This is a genomic window from Pseudovibrio flavus (assembly GCF_009711345.1).
GTDB lineage: Bacteria > Pseudomonadota > Alphaproteobacteria > Rhizobiales > Stappiaceae > Pseudovibrio > Pseudovibrio flavus.
The window spans coordinates 23,597-38,616 of record NZ_SMMA01000049.1; the positions used below are offsets into that span (position 1 = coordinate 23,597).

Here is a 15,020-nt window from a genome sequence, read left to right on the forward strand (position 1 = left end):
AGACGATAAAAAGACCAAACCCAGAGGTGACCTCAGTGTTCGATAACCTGCTCAAGACCGGCGGCAATATTGTTTTATCAATGGTGCCCGATGGGGCGGAGGCGCATACCCTCGCCAAAATCTTGGGTGAGATCGATCAGACGGGTTTGGTTCTAACGTTTATCGCTCGCGATGCGACGCGTATGTCGGCAGTTGCAGAGGCGCTGGGCTTTTTTGCGCCGGATGTGGAAGTTATCCAGCTTCCGGCGTGGGACTGTTTGCCATACGACCGTGTATCGCCGCACGGTGCTATTGTTGCCCGTCGCCTTACCACGCTGGGCGAACTGGCCGCTGGCTTCTCTGATGGCAAGAAATACGTTCTGCTTACCACGGTAAACGCCGCCCTTCAGCGAATGCCAGCGCGTGAATGGGCAGCCGAACAGGCGCTCTCCCTCCGTCCGGGTAACAGGCTAGATCTCAACAAGATCATCATGTGGCTGGAGATCAACGGCTTTGTACGCACGCCTACGGTTCGCGAAACCGGCGAATACGCTGTGCGCGGCGGGATCATTGATCTCTTCTCACCAGGTTCTGAAGAACCGGTTCGTTTGGACTTCTTCGGCGATACGCTGGAAACCATCCGCTCGTTCGACGTAGAAACACAGCGTACGCTGAAACAGAAAAAGTCTCTCGCGCTAGTGCCAATGAGTGAAGTGGTACTGGATCAGGAGGCTATCTCCCGTTTCCGGCGCAACTACATCTCCCTGTTTGGCGCGACCAGTCGCGACGACGTTCTTTACCAATCCATCAGTGAAGGGCGCCGCTACGCCGGTATGGAGCATTGGCTGCCACTCTTTCACGATAAGCTGGAGACCCTTTTCGATTATATCGGCGGTGTGCCAGTGGTTATGGATGCCAGCGACGAAGATGCAGTTGCAGAGCGCCTTAGCCAGATTGAAGAGCACTTTGCGGCACGTCAGGAGGCGATGGAGTCCAAGTCTCTTTCTACTGGCGTGCCATATCTTCCGGTGCCGGCGGAGCAGCTCTACTACAGTAAGGATGAGTGGACAGCCGCGCTTGCAGATCGGGCAACGGCGCGTTTGACACCATTTGCCGTACCGCTGGGCACAGGCCAGCAGGTTATTGAACTTGGCGGACGCGAAGGGCGTAACTTTGCAGCAGAGCGTGCAGCAGGCAACGTCAATATCTTCGACGCATTTTCCAACCATGCCGCACACCTGCGCTCTGAAGGAAAAACCGTTGTTATCGCGTGTTGGAGTGAAGGCTCCCGCGAACGTCTAACGCAAGTGCTCGCCGATCACGGCCTCGACCGGACAGGCTATGCTGGCAACGTTGATGAGCTATCCCAGCTTCCGAAAGGCATGAGTGCGCTCATCATCCTTGGTCTGGAGCATGGCTTCGAGGTTGATAACTTCGCCTTCGTTGCTGAGCAGGACATTCTGGGTGACCGCCTTGTACGCCAGCGCCGTAAGCGGGCGAAGGGTGCAAACGTTCTTACAGAGGCGTCCAGCCTCCATCAGGGCGATCTGGTGGTGCACTCCGACCATGGTATCGGCCGGTTTATCGGCTTGAAGACCATTACGGCGGCCGGTGCGCCCCATGACTGTCTTGAGCTGCAATATCATGGCGGCGACAAGCTCTACCTTCCTGTAGAAAATATCGAGCTTCTGACACGCTACGGCTCTGAGGATCAGGAAGCCCAGCTTGATCGTCTGGGCGGCGGCGCATGGCAGGCGCGTAAGGCGCGCATGAAGAAGCGCGTTCTGGAAATCGCTGACGGCCTTATCAAGACTGCGGCGCAGCGCGCTCTTCGAACCGCTCCCGTCATTTCTGTTCCAGATGGTGCCTATGACGAATTCGCCGCGCGCTTTGTCTATGATGAGACCGACGATCAGCTTGGCGCAATTGAAAGCGTCTTTGACGACATGTCCTCAGGCCGTCCGATGGACCGCCTGATCTGCGGCGACGTGGGCTTCGGTAAAACCGAGGTCGCACTGCGTGCTGCTTTCCTTGCTTCTCTTTCCGGCCGACAGGTGGCGGTTGTGGTGCCGACGACACTGCTTTCCCGTCAGCACTTCAGAACATTTTCCGAACGCTTCAAGGGCCTGCCAATCAACGTCAAACAAGCATCGCGCCTTGTTCCGACCAAGGAGCTATCGGAAACCAAAAAGGGCATCAAAGATGGCTCTGTGGATGTGGTTGTCGGCACGCACGCGCTGCTGGGTAAGGGCCTTGAGTTCCGCGACCTCGGTCTGCTCATCATTGATGAGGAGCAGCATTTCGGCGTGAAGCATAAAGAGCGCCTGAAAGAGCTGAAGAGCGACGTGCACGTCCTCACGCTATCTGCGACACCAATTCCGCGTACGTTGCAGCTTGCGCTAACGGGCGTACGCGAGCTGTCCCTTATCGCGACGCCGCCGGTGGATCGTCTGGCCGTGCGCACGTTCGTGTCGCCATTCGATGCAATGGTTATTCGCGAATCCTTGCTGCGTGAGCATTACCGCGGCGGGCAGAGCTTCTATGTGTGTCCGCGGCTTTCCGATCTTGCCGAAATTCAGGCATTCCTTGAAAGCAACGTGCCTGAGGTAAAGGTCGCTGTCGCCCATGGTCAGATGGCTGCGGGACAGTTGGAAGACGTGATGAACGCCTTCTATGACGGTAAGTACGATGTGCTTCTTTCTACGACCATCGTGGAGTCCGGCCTGGATGTGCCAAACGCCAACACGCTGATCGTACACCGCGCCGATATGTTTGGCCTTGCGCAGCTCTACCAGATCCGAGGACGCGTTGGTCGCTCCAAAACCCGCGCATACGCGCTGTTCACCGTTCCGGCGAATAAGACACTCACGCCTACAGCAGAGCGCCGCCTGAAGGTGCTTCAGTCGCTGGAGAACCTTGGTGCTGGCTTCCAGTTGGCAAGTCACGATCTGGACATTCGCGGTGCTGGTAACCTGCTTGGTGAAGAGCAGTCCGGCCACGTGAAAGAGGTGGGCTTCGAGCTTTATCAGCAGATGCTGGAGGAAGCTGTTGCGCAGCTTAAGTCAGGCGGTGAGGAGCTTGATAAAGACCAGTGGTCGCCTCAGATTACTGTTGGTACTGCGGTTCTTATTCCAGAAAACTACGTGCCAGATCTTCAGCTGCGCCTCGACCTCTATCGCCGCCTATCCGACCTCAGCGAGCCTGCGGATATCGATAGCTTTGCTGCCGAGATGGTGGACCGCTTTGGCAAAATGCCGGAGGAGGTCAATCACTTGCTCAAGATCGTCTACATCAAAGGGCTGTGCCGTAAGGCGAATGTGGAAAAGATCGACGCTGGTCCAAAGGGTGTGCTTATCGCGTTCCGTGACAATGAGTTCCCGAATCCGGTTGGCCTTGTTTCCTACATTGCAGAGCAGGGGATTCTTGCCAAGATCAGGCCAGATCAGAAAATCGTTCTTACCCGTGACTGGCCAGGTCCGAATGACCGGTTGAAAGGGTGTGCAGCAATCCTGCAAAAACTCGTTGGCCTTGCAAAAGCCATATAGATGCAGCATCAATGTTCTCAGGTTGCCGTTAACGGTAGTTTTCAGTGCTTTTGCTGAAATTGCTGAAAATCTTTGCGCTATGGAAAGGTTTGATTAAGGGCGATCTGAGAAACTGCGATCCCATATCGAAGGCTTTTTTGTATTTTGTAGGTCCTTCCCGTGCTCGCAACGACAAGACAAAGAAAACAGTCCAACTCCAAAGGATTCATCCTGCCGGTGATTTTCATCGCAATGATGGGTTATTTTGGCTATCATGCCATCAATGGCGAACTAGGACTGGTTGGAAAAGCCATGATTGAGCGTCAGGTTGCAGAACTTGAAACGCAACTGGCGGAAGTGCAGGGCGAACGTATGGCCCTCGAACGGCGCGTAATGTTGTTGATGCCCAACAACCTGCATCCAGATATGGTGGATGAACGTGCCCGTGCGACACTTAACCTCGTTCACAGCAACGAAGTTGCCATATTCCGAAACTAACGTTTTCTACGTAAGACTAAAGTAATTAACTGAATATGGGTTAAATGTAAGTAATCAACCATATTTAGGTTAATCGTAAATTTCCCTTTATATTCAATTGCTTATTTATTTTTCTCTGTGGAATTAATCTGCTTGGAAAACCTCTGTCCTAGGATTAGTGTGACTGTGTAATTCTTCACAAACGTCAATAAGAGACGAGGGTCATGGCTGGATCTCAAACCAAGTCCACAGGAGCGCAGAAAAAAACTGCCCCAAAAGCCCGCGGCGCAATGAAAAACGCCCCCGCGATCGCCGACTTCAATAAAGAAGAAGAGCTGAAAGCTTATCGCGAAATGCTGCTGATCCGCCGCTTTGAGGAAAAAGCCGGTCAGCTTTACGGTATGGGCCTCATCGGAGGTTTCTGCCACCTTTACATCGGTCAGGAAGCAGTTGTCGTCGGTATCGAGATGGCAAAGAAAAAAGGTGATCAGATGATCACCAGCTACCGCGACCACGGTCACATGCTTGCATGTGGTATGGATCCTAACGGTGTTATGGCTGAACTTACCGGTCGCGAAGGCGGCCTTTCAAAAGGTAAGGGCGGTTCCATGCACATGTTCTCCAAAGAACAGGAGTTCTACGGCGGCCACGGTATCGTGGGTGCGCAGGTAGCGCTCGGCACCGGTCTGGCATTCAAAAACCGCTACACCAACAACGGCAACGTATCTCTCACCTTCTTCGGTGACGGTGCTGCCAACCAGGGTCAGGTATACGAGAGCTTCAACATGGCAAAGCTCTGGAACCTGCCTGTGATCTACGTGATCGAAAACAACAAGTACGGCATGGGTACCTCCATTGAACGTGCATCTTCCACCACTGACCTGTCCCAGCGCGGCGCTTCCTTCGGTATTCCGGGCGTGCAGGTAGACGGCATGGACGTACGCGCTGTTAAAGCTGCGACCGACTATGCGATGGAATGGTGCCGTGAAGGTAACGGTCCTTACATCCTTGAAATGATCACATACCGTTACCGTGGTCACTCCATGTCCGACCCAGCAAAATACCGCTCCAAGGACGAAGTGCAGAAGATGCGTACCGAGCACGACCCGATCGAGCAGGTTCGCGCACGCCTGATTGCCAATGACTGGGCATCTGAGGACGACCTCAAGGCGCTTGATAAGGAAGTTCGTGCAATTGTTGCCGAGTCTGCAGAATTCGCGCAGACCTCGCCAGAGCCGGACACCTCTGAACTGTACACGGACATCCTGATCTAAGGGCGGGGACAAACAATGCCAATTCAGATTCTTATGCCTGCTCTTTCTCCAACCATGGAAGAAGGCAATCTAGCCAAGTGGCTCAAAAAAGAAGGTGACGCAGTTTCCGCCGGCGACGTGATCGCGGAAATCGAAACCGACAAGGCAACCATGGAAGTGGAAGCTGTCGATGAAGGTATTCTCGGCAAAATCCTCATCCCTGAGGGCACTGAGAACGTTAAGGTGAACGAGCCAATCGCTGTTCTTCTTGAAGAAGGCGAAGACGCTTCTGCTCTGGAAGCTGCTACCGGCGCACCTGTTGTTGCTGAAGCACCTGCAGCTGACCCTGCAGCAGTTCCAGCACCTGCAACCGTTCCAGCAACCGTTGCTGGCCCAGTCGTTGAAATCATTCCTGATGATCCAGAGATCCCAGCGGGCACCGAAATGGTCTCCATGACCGTTCGTGAAGCGCTGCGTGATGCGATGGCTGAAGAAATGCGCCGCGACGAAAACGTCTTCCTCATGGGTGAAGAAGTTGGTCAGTATCAGGGTGCCTACAAGATTTCTCAGGGCCTCCTTGACGAATTCGGCGACAAGCGCGTTATCGACACTCCAATCACCGAGCACGGCTTCACCGGTCTGGCTGTTGGTGCGGCAATGTCCGGTCTGCGTCCTATCGTTGAATACATGACCTTCAACTTCGCAATGCAGGCGATTGACCACATCATCAACTCTGCTGCCAAGACCCTTTACATGTCTGGTGGCCAGATGGGCGCTCCTATGGTGTTCCGTGGTGCAAACGGTGCAGCAGCACGCGTTGGCGCACAGCACTCCCAGGACTTCGCTGCATGGTATGCTTCCATTCCGGGCCTCAAAGTTGTTCAGCCATACACCGCTGCTGACGCAAAAGGTCTCCTGAAAGCTGCGATCCGTGACCCGAACCCGGTCATCTTCCTTGAAAACGAACTGCTTTACGGACAGCACTTCGATGTTCCGAAGCTGGACGACTACGTTCTGCCAATCGGTAAGGCGAAAGTTGTTCGCAGCGGTACCGATGTAACCATCGTTTCTTGGAGCATCGGCATGACCTACGCTCTCAACGCGGTTGCAGAACTGGCGAAGATGGGCATCTCTGCTGAACTCATCGACCTGCGCACCATCCGTCCGCTGGATATGGAAACCATTTTGACCTCCGTTCGTAAGACCGGCCGTCTGGTAACCGTAGAAGAAGCGTTCCCGATCTGCTCTGTTTCCTCTGAAATTGCTTATCAGGTTCAGGAACAGGCGTTCGATTACCTTGACGCTCCAATCCTGCGCATCACCGGTAAAGACGTTCCAATGCCTTACGCGGCTAACCTTGAAAAGCTCGCGCTTCCAAACGTTCAGGAAGTGATCGACGCGGTTAAAGCCGTTACCTACACCGCCTAACTGGAGGAAGAGAACCAATGGCAATTAATATCTTGATGCCTGCTCTTTCCCCAACCATGGAAGAGGGCAATCTGGCGAAATGGCTCGTTAAGGAAGGAGACACTGTCTCCTCCGGCGACGTTATCGCTGAAATCGAAACCGACAAAGCCACCATGGAAGTTGAAGCCGTGGACGAGGGTACTGTTGGCAAGATCGTCGTACCTGAAGGCACCGAAGGCGTTAAAGTAAACGCTATCATCGCGGTTCTTCTGGAAGAAGGCGAAGACGCATCTGCAATGGATAGCGCTGGCGCAGCACCGGCTCCGGCACCTGCCGCAGCGCCTGCACCAGCGGCGGAAGCTCCAGCACTTGTTGCTGCCGCTCCTGCTCCTGCAGCAAGCCCGGCACCAGCAGCACCTGCTGCAAAGGGTGAGCGCGTATTCTCTTCTCCTCTGGCACGCCGTATTGCCAAGCAGGAAGGTCTCGATATCGCTCTGATCAACGGCACCGGTCCTCATGGCCGTGTTGTTAAGCGCGACGTTGAAGCAGCTATTGCTGCGGGCACCGGTAAGCCAGCGCCTGCTGCTGCAGCAGCTCCGGCACCAGCTGCAGCGCCTGCACCAGCAGCACCTGCAAAAGGTCAGTCCGACGATCAGATCCTCAAGCTGTTCGAAGAAGGTTCTTACGAACTCATCCCGCATGACGGTATGCGTAAGACCATCGCGAAACGCCTGACCGAGTCTAAGCAGACCGTTCCGCACTTCTACCTCACCGTAGATTGCAACCTCGACGCACTGCTTGCTCTGCGCGGCCAGCTCAACAAGTCTGCTCCGCTCGATAAAGACGGCAAGCCAGCTTACAAGCTCTCCGTGAACGACATGGTCATCAAAGCCCATGCTCTGGCACTGAAAGCTGTTCCAAATGCAAACGCATCTTGGACAGACGCAGGCATGCTGATCCACAAGCACGCAGACGTTGGTGTAGCGGTTTCCATCGATGGTGGCCTGATCACTCCGATCATCCGCCGCGCTGACGAGAAGTCCCTGTCTACCATCTCCAACGAGATGAAGGATCTGGCGAAACGCGCTCGTGACCGTAAGCTGCAGCCGCAGGAATACCAAGGTGGCACCACCGCGGTTTCCAACCTCGGCATGTTCGGCATCAAAGACTTCTGCGCTGTTATCAACCCACCGCACGCAACCATTCTGGCTGTAGGCGCTGGTGTTAAGCAGCCAATCGTCAAAGACGACGAACTGGCAATCGGAACGGTTATGTCCGTAACGCTGTCTACCGACCACCGCGCAGTTGACGGTGCTCTGGGTGCAGAACTTCTGCAGGCGTTCAAGGCATACATCGAAAATCCGATGTCCATGCTGGTCTAAGACCCGCAAAGCGACATCGACATCAGGTTGATCGCGACTAATGAAGGGCAGGGTGGCTTTTTGCTACCCGCCCGCATTCGCCCCGGACCTAAGGGTTTCAGAGCGGCGCCGTGATTAGCTTTTGAAAAGAATTCTCAGAGAACGTGGAAAGCAGCAGTGAGTAACACGCGCTTTCCGACAAACGAGGATAGACGAATGAGTGGCAACGCCTACGACGTCATCATTATCGGCTCTGGTCCTGGTGGTTATGTAACCGCCATCCGTGCAGCCCAGCTCGGCTTCAAAACCGCAATCGTCGAGCGCGAACATATGGGCGGCATCTGCCTGAACTGGGGCTGTATCCCGACCAAGGCTCTGCTGCGTTCCGCAGAAATCTATCACTACATGGAGCATGCAAAAGACTACGGTCTGTCCGCTGGCTCTATCGACTTCGACGCAGAAGCAGTTGTGAAGCGCTCTCGCGGCGTATCCGGCCAGCTGAACGGCGGCGTCGGCTTCTTGATGAAGAAGAACAAGATCGACATCATCTGGGGTGAGGCTAAGATCTCCAAGCGGGGTGAAGTTGTTGTTGGCGAACCATCCCGTCCGGCATACCAGCCGCAGCACCCAACTCCTAAGGGCGTTAAGGGTCACGGCACCTACACTGCAAAGAACATCATCGTTGCAACCGGTGCTCGTCCGCGCGTTATTCCGGGTATTGAGCCAGATAAAGAAAACATCTGGACCTACTTTGAAGCGATGGTTCCGCAGAAAATGCCTAAATCCCTGCTCGTCATGGGTTCTGGCGCTATCGGTATCGAATTCGCTTCCTTCTACAAAACCATGGGCGTTGATGTCACTGTCATCGAAATGATGCCAACCATCATGCCGGTAGAAGATCCTGAAATCTCCGCTATCGCCAAAAAGCAGATGGAAAAGCAGGGCATCAAGTTCATTCTTGAAGCTAAGGTTTCCAAGGTTGTGAAGGGCAATGGTCAGGTTACCGCGACTGTTGAAACCAAAGACGGCAAGAAGCAGGATTTGACCGCTGAAAAGCTCATCTCTGCTGTTGGCGTTGTTGGCAACATCGAAAACCTCGGCCTTGAAGCACTTGGCGTGAAGACCGACCGTGGCTGCGTTGTTATTGACGGTTATGGCCGCACCAACGTACCGGGCATCTTTGCAATCGGTGACGTTGCTGGTCCTCCAATGCTGGCTCACAAGGCTGAGCATGAAGGCGTTATCTGCATCGAGAAAATTGCAGGTCTTGACGTTCATCCAATGGACAAAGGCCAGATCCCGGGCTGCACCTACTGTAACCCGCAGGTGGCATCCGTCGGTCTGACCGAGCCTAAGGCAAAAGAAGCTGGCTACGACATCCGCGTTGGCCGCTTCCCGTTCATGGGTAATGGTAAGGCGATTGCTCTTGGTGAGCCTGAAGGTCTCGTGAAGACCATCTTCGACAAGAAGACCGGTCAGCTTCTGGGTGCTCACATGGTGGGCGCTGAAGTTACCGAGCTCATTCAGGGCTTTGTTGTCGCGATGGGTCTGGAGACCACTGAAGAAGATCTGATGCACACCGTATTCCCGCATCCTACTCTTTCCGAAATGATGAAGGAAAGTGTTCTGGACGCATACGGCCGCGCGCTGAATATGTAAAAAACAAGCGCCGGAGCATTATTTGTTCCGGCGCTATAACCCAGAACTATTGCGCTGTGCGTATAACCCCCTTAAGTAGTCATAGCTTGAGGGACTGTAAAATGGATGAGCCAGCAATAGCTGGTGGACCAAGCAGTTAGGAGAACATTATGGGTGCAGTATTTTTCTGGATTATCATAGGTTTGATTGCCGGTGCTGTGGCAAACAGAGTGTTTGACAGCAGTGGCGGGCTTTTCGGCAATCTTATCCTTGGTCTGGTTGGAGCGCTGGTAGGTGGCTATATCGCCAATCTATTGAGATTGAACGTCACAGGCGGCTGGATAGACAGCATTGTTGTGGCGAGTTGCGGTGCCATTCTCCTCCTGTTCCTCAAACGCAAAGTTTTTTGAGCAACAGACCTCAAAACGGAATTTAGGAGCTGGTAGGGGATGAGGGTGCCCACCAGCAACACCTAAGAAACAGCAGGGTACAATGGTCACCATAGTAAATACGCTGGACAAAGCAACTGACGGACGCGATCAAGCAGAAGCACAAGTTGCCACCGCAGCAACTGACAAGGCGAAGATGCGCCATCCAGAAAAGGCTCACCGCCCGGATAATCCGGTTGCCCGTAAGCCAAAGTGGATTCGCGTTAAAGCGCCAACGTCTCCTGTCTATCGTGAAACCCACGAGCTGGTTCGCAAGAACAATCTCGTAACGGTTTGCGAAGAAGCGGGCTGTCCGAATATTGGTGAGTGCTGGTCTAAAAAGCACGCAAGCTTCATGATCCTCGGTGATACATGTACCCGCGCTTGCGCGTTCTGTAATGTGCGTACCGGTATGCCGGGCCCTGTAGACCAGAACGAGCCGCAAAGCCTTGCTGATGCTGTGTTTTCCATGGGGCTGGAACACGTAGTGATCACTTCGGTGGACCGCGACGATCTTGATGATGGCGGCGCGACCCACTTTGCAAACGTGATTAAAGCGATCCGCGAAAAGTCTCCAAAGACCACAATCGAGGTTCTGACGCCTGACTTCCTGCGTAAAGAAGGTGCTCTGGAAATCGTGGTCGCTGCAAAGCCTGACGTGTTCAACCATAACCTTGAGACTGTTCCTTCCAACTACCTGAAGGTTCGTCCGGGTGCTCGTTACTTCCACTCCATTCGCCTGTTACAGCGCGTGAAGGAGCTGGACCCAACTATGTTCACCAAGTCTGGTATCATGCTTGGTCTTGGCGAAGAGCGTAACGAAGTGCTTCAGCTTATGGATGACCTTCGCACTGCTGATGTGGACTTCCTGACTGTTGGCCAGTACCTGCAGCCAACCAAGAAGCACCATCCGGTAAAGAGCTTCGCGACACCTGAAGAATTCAAAGCCTACGAGAAAATTGCATACTCCAAAGGCTTCCTAAAAGTTTCTGCAAGCCCTCTGACACGCTCCTCTCACCACGCCGGTGATGACTTTAATGATCTTAAAGCGGCACGAGCAGCTCGTAAGGGCATGTAAGAAAAAAGCTTTTCCCTGTGCTTGGGAAGGGGTCGTCTTGCCGGACGGCCCCACTTTTTTGTCTATTAATTAGAGTTGGAAAAGAACTTTTGAATGGCTTGGCAAGTGTGCCAAGCTTTCCTATGAAACCTGCAGATTAATTTTTGTCATCGGGGTTTAATAAGAGCATGCCGAAATTTGAAACAAGCCATCACGTCGCCCACTCGGCTGGCGATATGTTTCAGCTTGTGGCCGATGTTGAACACTACCCCGAGTTTGTGCCTCTTTGTCAGGATTTGAAGGTGAGGGGCCGAAAAGCAATTGATGGCAATCGTGAGTTGCTCGTGGCTGATATGACCGTTGCCTATAAGTTTGTAAGTGAAACGTTCACCAGCCGCGTGACTCTTGATCCTGATAATCTCCAGATCCTCGTTGAATATCTGGATGGCCCCTTCAAGCACTTAGAAAACCGTTGGACGTTCGTTTCTGACGAGCAGCGCGGTGGATGTTCCGTGAACTTCTATATCGATTACGAGTTCAAGAGCCGCGCTCTTTCCGCGCTCATGGGCACTATGTTTGACAGAGCTTTCCGTAAATTCTCTACGGCTTTTGAAGAGCGTGCGACCAAGATCTATGGCGCTTCTGCTTAACGGCGCATCCCTGTCTTCCCAAATTCCGAAAACTATCCTGTCTCGAGCAGGAGCGCGGCTATACGCTCAATGATCTGTTAATGCTGATTGCTTTGTGGCTCGTTGGAAAGCGTCGTGGGAGTTGCGGTTTGCATAAGCGATGGTATGGGGGCATTGATGGTTTGGACTGAGACTTCATCAAGCCATAGTGGGTCATTTTCTGCCTCGCCTTTGTTGGATTAAACGATAGCACCCACAAATGCGTTTCTAACGCTATAGGCTCCGCATATGAAAAGCCCAATAGAGGTGAAGAATGAAAGAATGGCGCCTACGTGGAAGGCGCGCTTCATGATATGGTTGGTTTTTTGATAGTCAATCCAAGTAGATAGGCTGAAGTAGTTTGTAAGATAAGCTAGTGCCAAAGTTACAATCGCAGTTACTAGTCCCCACGCAAAGAACATTAGCGCATCGGCGGCGCTAACTAATAAATTGGAGTGGGTATTTTCTACTTTGAAAACGGAGGATAAAAAACCAATTACGGTTACAGCCGCACCTCCATTTACTAAAAGCGTGGCTTTAATGGCCAGATGAGACACTTCAACGGTTTTTTCATGAATCATCTCTGAGTGATCTTTTCTTGCCGTGCTCATCTTTAACTCGCTTTCAAGCGTTTTGGTAATCTTGTTTCAAAATTGGTTCGCATGTGGATGCACCTAAGCGTGCAAGTGTCGTAGGCTGCAAACAGCGCTGGTATGGGCGTGCAGCGAACGGGCTTAATAGCTTAGGGTTTCTTGGTTAGGGTAGCGCCTTCGGGCGTATCCAGCTTCAAGCGATTGTGGAACGATGAGTTCGGCTCATTTTTATCCAGCGTCTTACTGAATGTCTGGCGGATCGCGGTAAATCGGTTGGCTCGGTGCTTTTCCGGCTGCTTGGTGGTCATTGCGTCCTCCAAGCTCACATATATGCCAACGTCAGAGAGGGAGACCTGCCGCGTTGGCATGGCGCAGGCTATCTTCCAGCCTTGCCCCAAATTGCCTTCGATGTTGACCGTGCGGCCCTGTTTTTCTTCCCATTTGGACCAAGCGACAGAATAGGGTTTGATCCAGTAGTCATCTTCGCAAAAGGAGACATGGCGGTAGCCTTCCTTTTCTTCATTGAAGACACGGTGACTGGCGAAAAAATGCCCCTGAAGATCGCGGGAAATTAAATAGAGGTCAGCGGAGAGCGCTGGAACCCACATCACCGCCAGAAAACCGCCGGTGAGCGATATACGAACAAGACTAACCATCAGCTCCCCTAAACGCGGTACAAACAAAAAGAACGATGTTTAAAACCGGTCTAGGCTACGGGGCGCAGGTTAATAAAGTGTCATAGGGAGTGGCAGGCGTCTTCCATCAGGTCCAGTGCGTGGGCAATGGCCTCACAGCGGATATAGTCGCGACCTTTGTTTTCAAAGACTTGCCGTGAATGTTTGATACCGGACTTCGTGGTCGCAACACAAAAGTGTACGAGCCCGACGGGCTTGTCATCACTGCCACCGTTCGGTCCGGCGATTCCCGTAATGGAGACGGCAATATCGGCTCTGGAACGCGCTAGTGCGCCCTCGGCCATAGCATGAGCAACTTCTTCACTCACCGCGCCATGTTCCTCAATCAGGTCCATGGGCACGCCAATCATCTCGTTCTTGGCTTCGTTTGAGTAGGTTACAAAGCCGCGATCAACGACGTCAGAAGAGCCTGAAATCTCGGTCAAAAGGCCGGTTACCAATCCGCCGGTGCACGATTCCGCTGTCGCCACCTTCGCCTTCTTTTCTCGGCAAAGGGTGATGAGATGCTCAGCTTTATCATGCAAGCGCTGCAGATTGGTCATAACCTTTATTCCTCGTCTTCAAATGGCAGCATAACGGTGGCAGAAGCCATAGCGGCAATGCCTTCCTGTCTGCCCGTAAAGCCCAGCTTTTCAGATGTTGTAGCTTTCACGGCAACGCGGCCTACTGGCAATCCGCAGATCTTCGCAATGTTCTCGCGCAGAGCTTGGCGGTGCGGGCCAATTTTTGGTGCTTCACAGATGATTGTCAGGTCAAGATGCACGATGCGGCCACCGCGCTGTTTAACCTTGTTCACCGCATGCTTGAGGAAGATGTCGCTTTCCGCGCCCTTCCAATGCGGATCAGAAGGAGGGAAGTGCAAGCCGATATCACCATCGGCAATAGCGCCAAACAATGCGTCTGTCAGCGCATGCAGCGCTACGTCTGCGTCCGAGTGGCCTTTCAGCTTCTTGTCATGTGGAATGGCAAGGCCACCGAGGATTACGGCAGTGCCTTCTTCAAAGGCATGAACGTCAAAGCCTTGGCCTACACGGGTTTCCATCTGGGTGCTTTCTGTGTTTTGCGAAACGATCTGCCGCGCGGTTTCCATATCCTGAGGCGTGGTGATTTTGATGTTCTGGCGGTGGCCCTCTACAATCTTCACGCGGTTACCGGTCCACTCAATAAGAGCGGTATCATCGGTAAAGTGGAAAAGGCCTTGATCTGCAGCGCTGCGGTGCGCCCCGATAATCGCCGAGAACGGAAATCCTTGCGGTGTTTGCGCAGCCCAAAGACCGGTGCGGTCTACAGTCTCTTTAACGGTTCCGTCTTCTGCTTCACGTTTCAAGGTGTCAGAAACCGGCGTTGCAGGCAGAACGGCCTGTTCGCCATTGTCGAGCGCTTCAATTACGCGGGCAAATAGATCATCGGTCACGAACGGGCGAACGCCATCGTGAATGAGGACGTAGTCCGGCTTAAAAGGCTCGATGGCCTTCAAGCCATTATAAACGGAGGTCTGCCGGTCCTTGCCACCCTCTACAGGGTCTTGCAGGTTGCTTGGCTTTGCACCTTTGAGCGTATCCAGAAAGACGTCTTTATCGTCCTTGTGAATGACAGGCTGAATGACATCAATAAAAGGAAACGCGGCAATCGCATCGACAGTGTGCCGCAGAACGGAAAGGCCGGAAAGCTCCCGATACTGCTTCGGGCTCTTGTCATCTTTAGTGTACATGCGCGTGCCTCGTCCGGCAGCGACAATAATGACAGCAACTTTCTTATGATCTTTTTTCAAACAATCGCTCATACAGAAATTAACTTATCGAGTTGATAGCAGCGCAGGCCGCCCATCTTCCAAATTCATCAGTGACAGTTGGGCACTTTTGTCGTATTTGGCGGGCAATCTCAATATGTGTCTATGAAAATTATCCTAATTATCACTTGTCTGAATCATAAGATTGTCT

13 protein-coding genes are annotated in these 15,020 nt (G+C 53.0%); 9 read left to right on the forward strand and 4 right to left on the reverse strand.

Going from position 1 to position 15,020, the window contains the following annotated elements; all coding sequences use genetic code 11:
* Window positions 1–35 precede the first annotated feature (35 nt).
* The 9 genes from mfd to E1162_RS02435 all read left to right on the forward strand — a co-directional run bounded on the left by mfd (window position 36) and on the right by E1162_RS02435 (window position 11,774).
* Window positions 36–3,524: a transcription-repair coupling factor gene (mfd, locus tag E1162_RS02395; protein ID WP_371311773.1), complete on the forward strand. Its 3,489-nt coding sequence runs from the start codon at window positions 36–38 to the stop codon at window positions 3,522–3,524.
* A gap of 159 nt (window positions 3,525–3,683) precedes the next feature.
* A complete protein-coding gene (locus tag E1162_RS02400; RefSeq protein ID WP_371311774.1) occupies window positions 3,684–4,001 on the forward strand; it encodes an FtsB family cell division protein in 318 nt (105 codons plus the stop codon).
* A gap of 269 nt (window positions 4,002–4,270) precedes the next feature.
* Complete coding sequence (gene pdhA / locus E1162_RS02405; protein ID WP_257098601.1) at window positions 4,271–5,254, forward strand: pyruvate dehydrogenase (acetyl-transferring) E1 component subunit alpha; 984 nt, start codon at window positions 4,271–4,273, stop codon at window positions 5,252–5,254.
* Between the two features lie 15 nt (window positions 5,255–5,269).
* The gene (locus E1162_RS02410) at window positions 5,270–6,661 is read left to right on the forward strand and encodes a pyruvate dehydrogenase complex E1 component subunit beta (RefSeq protein WP_155126238.1); all 1,392 of its coding nucleotides are present in this window, start codon (window positions 5,270–5,272) and stop codon (window positions 6,659–6,661) included.
* 17 nt (window positions 6,662–6,678) lie between these two features.
* A complete protein-coding gene (locus E1162_RS02415) occupies window positions 6,679–8,022 on the forward strand; it encodes a pyruvate dehydrogenase complex dihydrolipoamide acetyltransferase (RefSeq protein WP_155126240.1) in 1,344 nt (447 codons plus the stop codon).
* A 195-nt stretch (window positions 8,023–8,217) separates the two neighbouring features.
* The gene (lpdA, locus tag E1162_RS02420) at window positions 8,218–9,660 is read left to right on the forward strand and encodes a dihydrolipoyl dehydrogenase (RefSeq protein WP_155126242.1); all 1,443 of its coding nucleotides are present in this window, start codon (window positions 8,218–8,220) and stop codon (window positions 9,658–9,660) included.
* Between the two features lie 149 nt (window positions 9,661–9,809).
* Window positions 9,810–10,049: a GlsB/YeaQ/YmgE family stress response membrane protein gene (locus E1162_RS02425; protein ID WP_155126245.1), complete on the forward strand. Its 240-nt coding sequence runs from the start codon at window positions 9,810–9,812 to the stop codon at window positions 10,047–10,049.
* An 82-nt stretch (window positions 10,050–10,131) separates the two neighbouring features.
* Window positions 10,132–11,145 carry a lipoyl synthase gene (lipA, locus tag E1162_RS02430; RefSeq protein WP_155126248.1) on the forward strand — a complete coding sequence of 338 codons (1,014 nt, stop codon included), beginning with the start codon at window positions 10,132–10,134 and terminating at the stop codon, window positions 11,143–11,145.
* A gap of 167 nt (window positions 11,146–11,312) precedes the next feature.
* Window positions 11,313–11,774, forward strand: a complete 462-nt coding sequence (locus tag E1162_RS02435; RefSeq protein WP_155126252.1) for a type II toxin-antitoxin system RatA family toxin — start codon at window positions 11,313–11,315, stop codon at window positions 11,772–11,774.
* 218 nt (window positions 11,775–11,992) lie between these two features.
* Here E1162_RS02435 and E1162_RS02440 read toward each other — a convergent pair whose 3' ends face one another.
* The 4 genes from E1162_RS02440 to E1162_RS02455 form a co-directional block, all read right to left on the reverse strand.
* Window positions 11,993–12,403: a hypothetical protein gene (locus tag E1162_RS02440; protein WP_155126255.1), complete on the reverse strand. Its 411-nt coding sequence runs from the start codon at window positions 12,401–12,403 to the stop codon at window positions 11,993–11,995.
* A 131-nt stretch (window positions 12,404–12,534) separates the two neighbouring features.
* Window positions 12,535–13,041, reverse strand: a complete 507-nt coding sequence (locus tag E1162_RS02445) for a hypothetical protein (RefSeq protein ID WP_155126258.1) — start codon at window positions 13,039–13,041, stop codon at window positions 12,535–12,537.
* Window positions 13,042–13,121: 80 nt separating this feature from the next.
* The gene (locus E1162_RS02450) at window positions 13,122–13,622 is read right to left on the reverse strand and encodes a CinA family protein (RefSeq protein WP_155126262.1); all 501 of its coding nucleotides are present in this window, start codon (window positions 13,620–13,622) and stop codon (window positions 13,122–13,124) included.
* A 5-nt stretch (window positions 13,623–13,627) separates the two neighbouring features.
* Window positions 13,628–14,863, reverse strand: a complete 1,236-nt coding sequence (locus E1162_RS02455) for a bifunctional 2-C-methyl-D-erythritol 4-phosphate cytidylyltransferase/2-C-methyl-D-erythritol 2,4-cyclodiphosphate synthase (protein ID WP_155126265.1) — start codon at window positions 14,861–14,863, stop codon at window positions 13,628–13,630.
* Window positions 14,864–15,020 lie beyond the last annotated feature (157 nt).

Excerpts from the sequence above, each read along its gene's own strand:
- E1162_RS02445 (WP_155126258.1), bottom strand. The coding sequence starts at position 13,041 with ATGGTTAGTCTTGTTCGTATATCGCTCACCGGCGGTTTTCTGGCGGTG.
- E1162_RS02410 (WP_155126238.1), top strand. The coding sequence starts at position 5,270 with ATGCCAATTCAGATTCTTATGCCTGCTCTTTCTCCAACCATGGAAGAA.
- E1162_RS02455 (WP_155126265.1), bottom strand. The coding sequence starts at position 14,863 with ATGAGCGATTGTTTGAAAAAAGATCATAAGAAAGTTGCTGTCATTATT.
- lpdA (WP_155126242.1), top strand. The coding sequence starts at position 8,218 with ATGAGTGGCAACGCCTACGACGTCATCATTATCGGCTCTGGTCCTGGT.
- E1162_RS02415 (WP_155126240.1), top strand. The coding sequence starts at position 6,679 with ATGGCAATTAATATCTTGATGCCTGCTCTTTCCCCAACCATGGAAGAG.
- pdhA (WP_257098601.1), top strand. The coding sequence starts at position 4,271 with ATGAAAAACGCCCCCGCGATCGCCGACTTCAATAAAGAAGAAGAGCTG.
- E1162_RS02450 (WP_155126262.1), bottom strand. The coding sequence starts at position 13,622 with ATGACCAATCTGCAGCGCTTGCATGATAAAGCTGAGCATCTCATCACC.
- E1162_RS02440 (WP_155126255.1), bottom strand. The coding sequence starts at position 12,403 with ATGAGCACGGCAAGAAAAGATCACTCAGAGATGATTCATGAAAAAACC.
- E1162_RS02435 (WP_155126252.1), top strand. The coding sequence starts at position 11,313 with ATGCCGAAATTTGAAACAAGCCATCACGTCGCCCACTCGGCTGGCGAT.
- E1162_RS02425 (WP_155126245.1), top strand. The coding sequence starts at position 9,810 with ATGGGTGCAGTATTTTTCTGGATTATCATAGGTTTGATTGCCGGTGCT.
- lipA (WP_155126248.1), top strand. The coding sequence starts at position 10,132 with ATGGTCACCATAGTAAATACGCTGGACAAAGCAACTGACGGACGCGAT.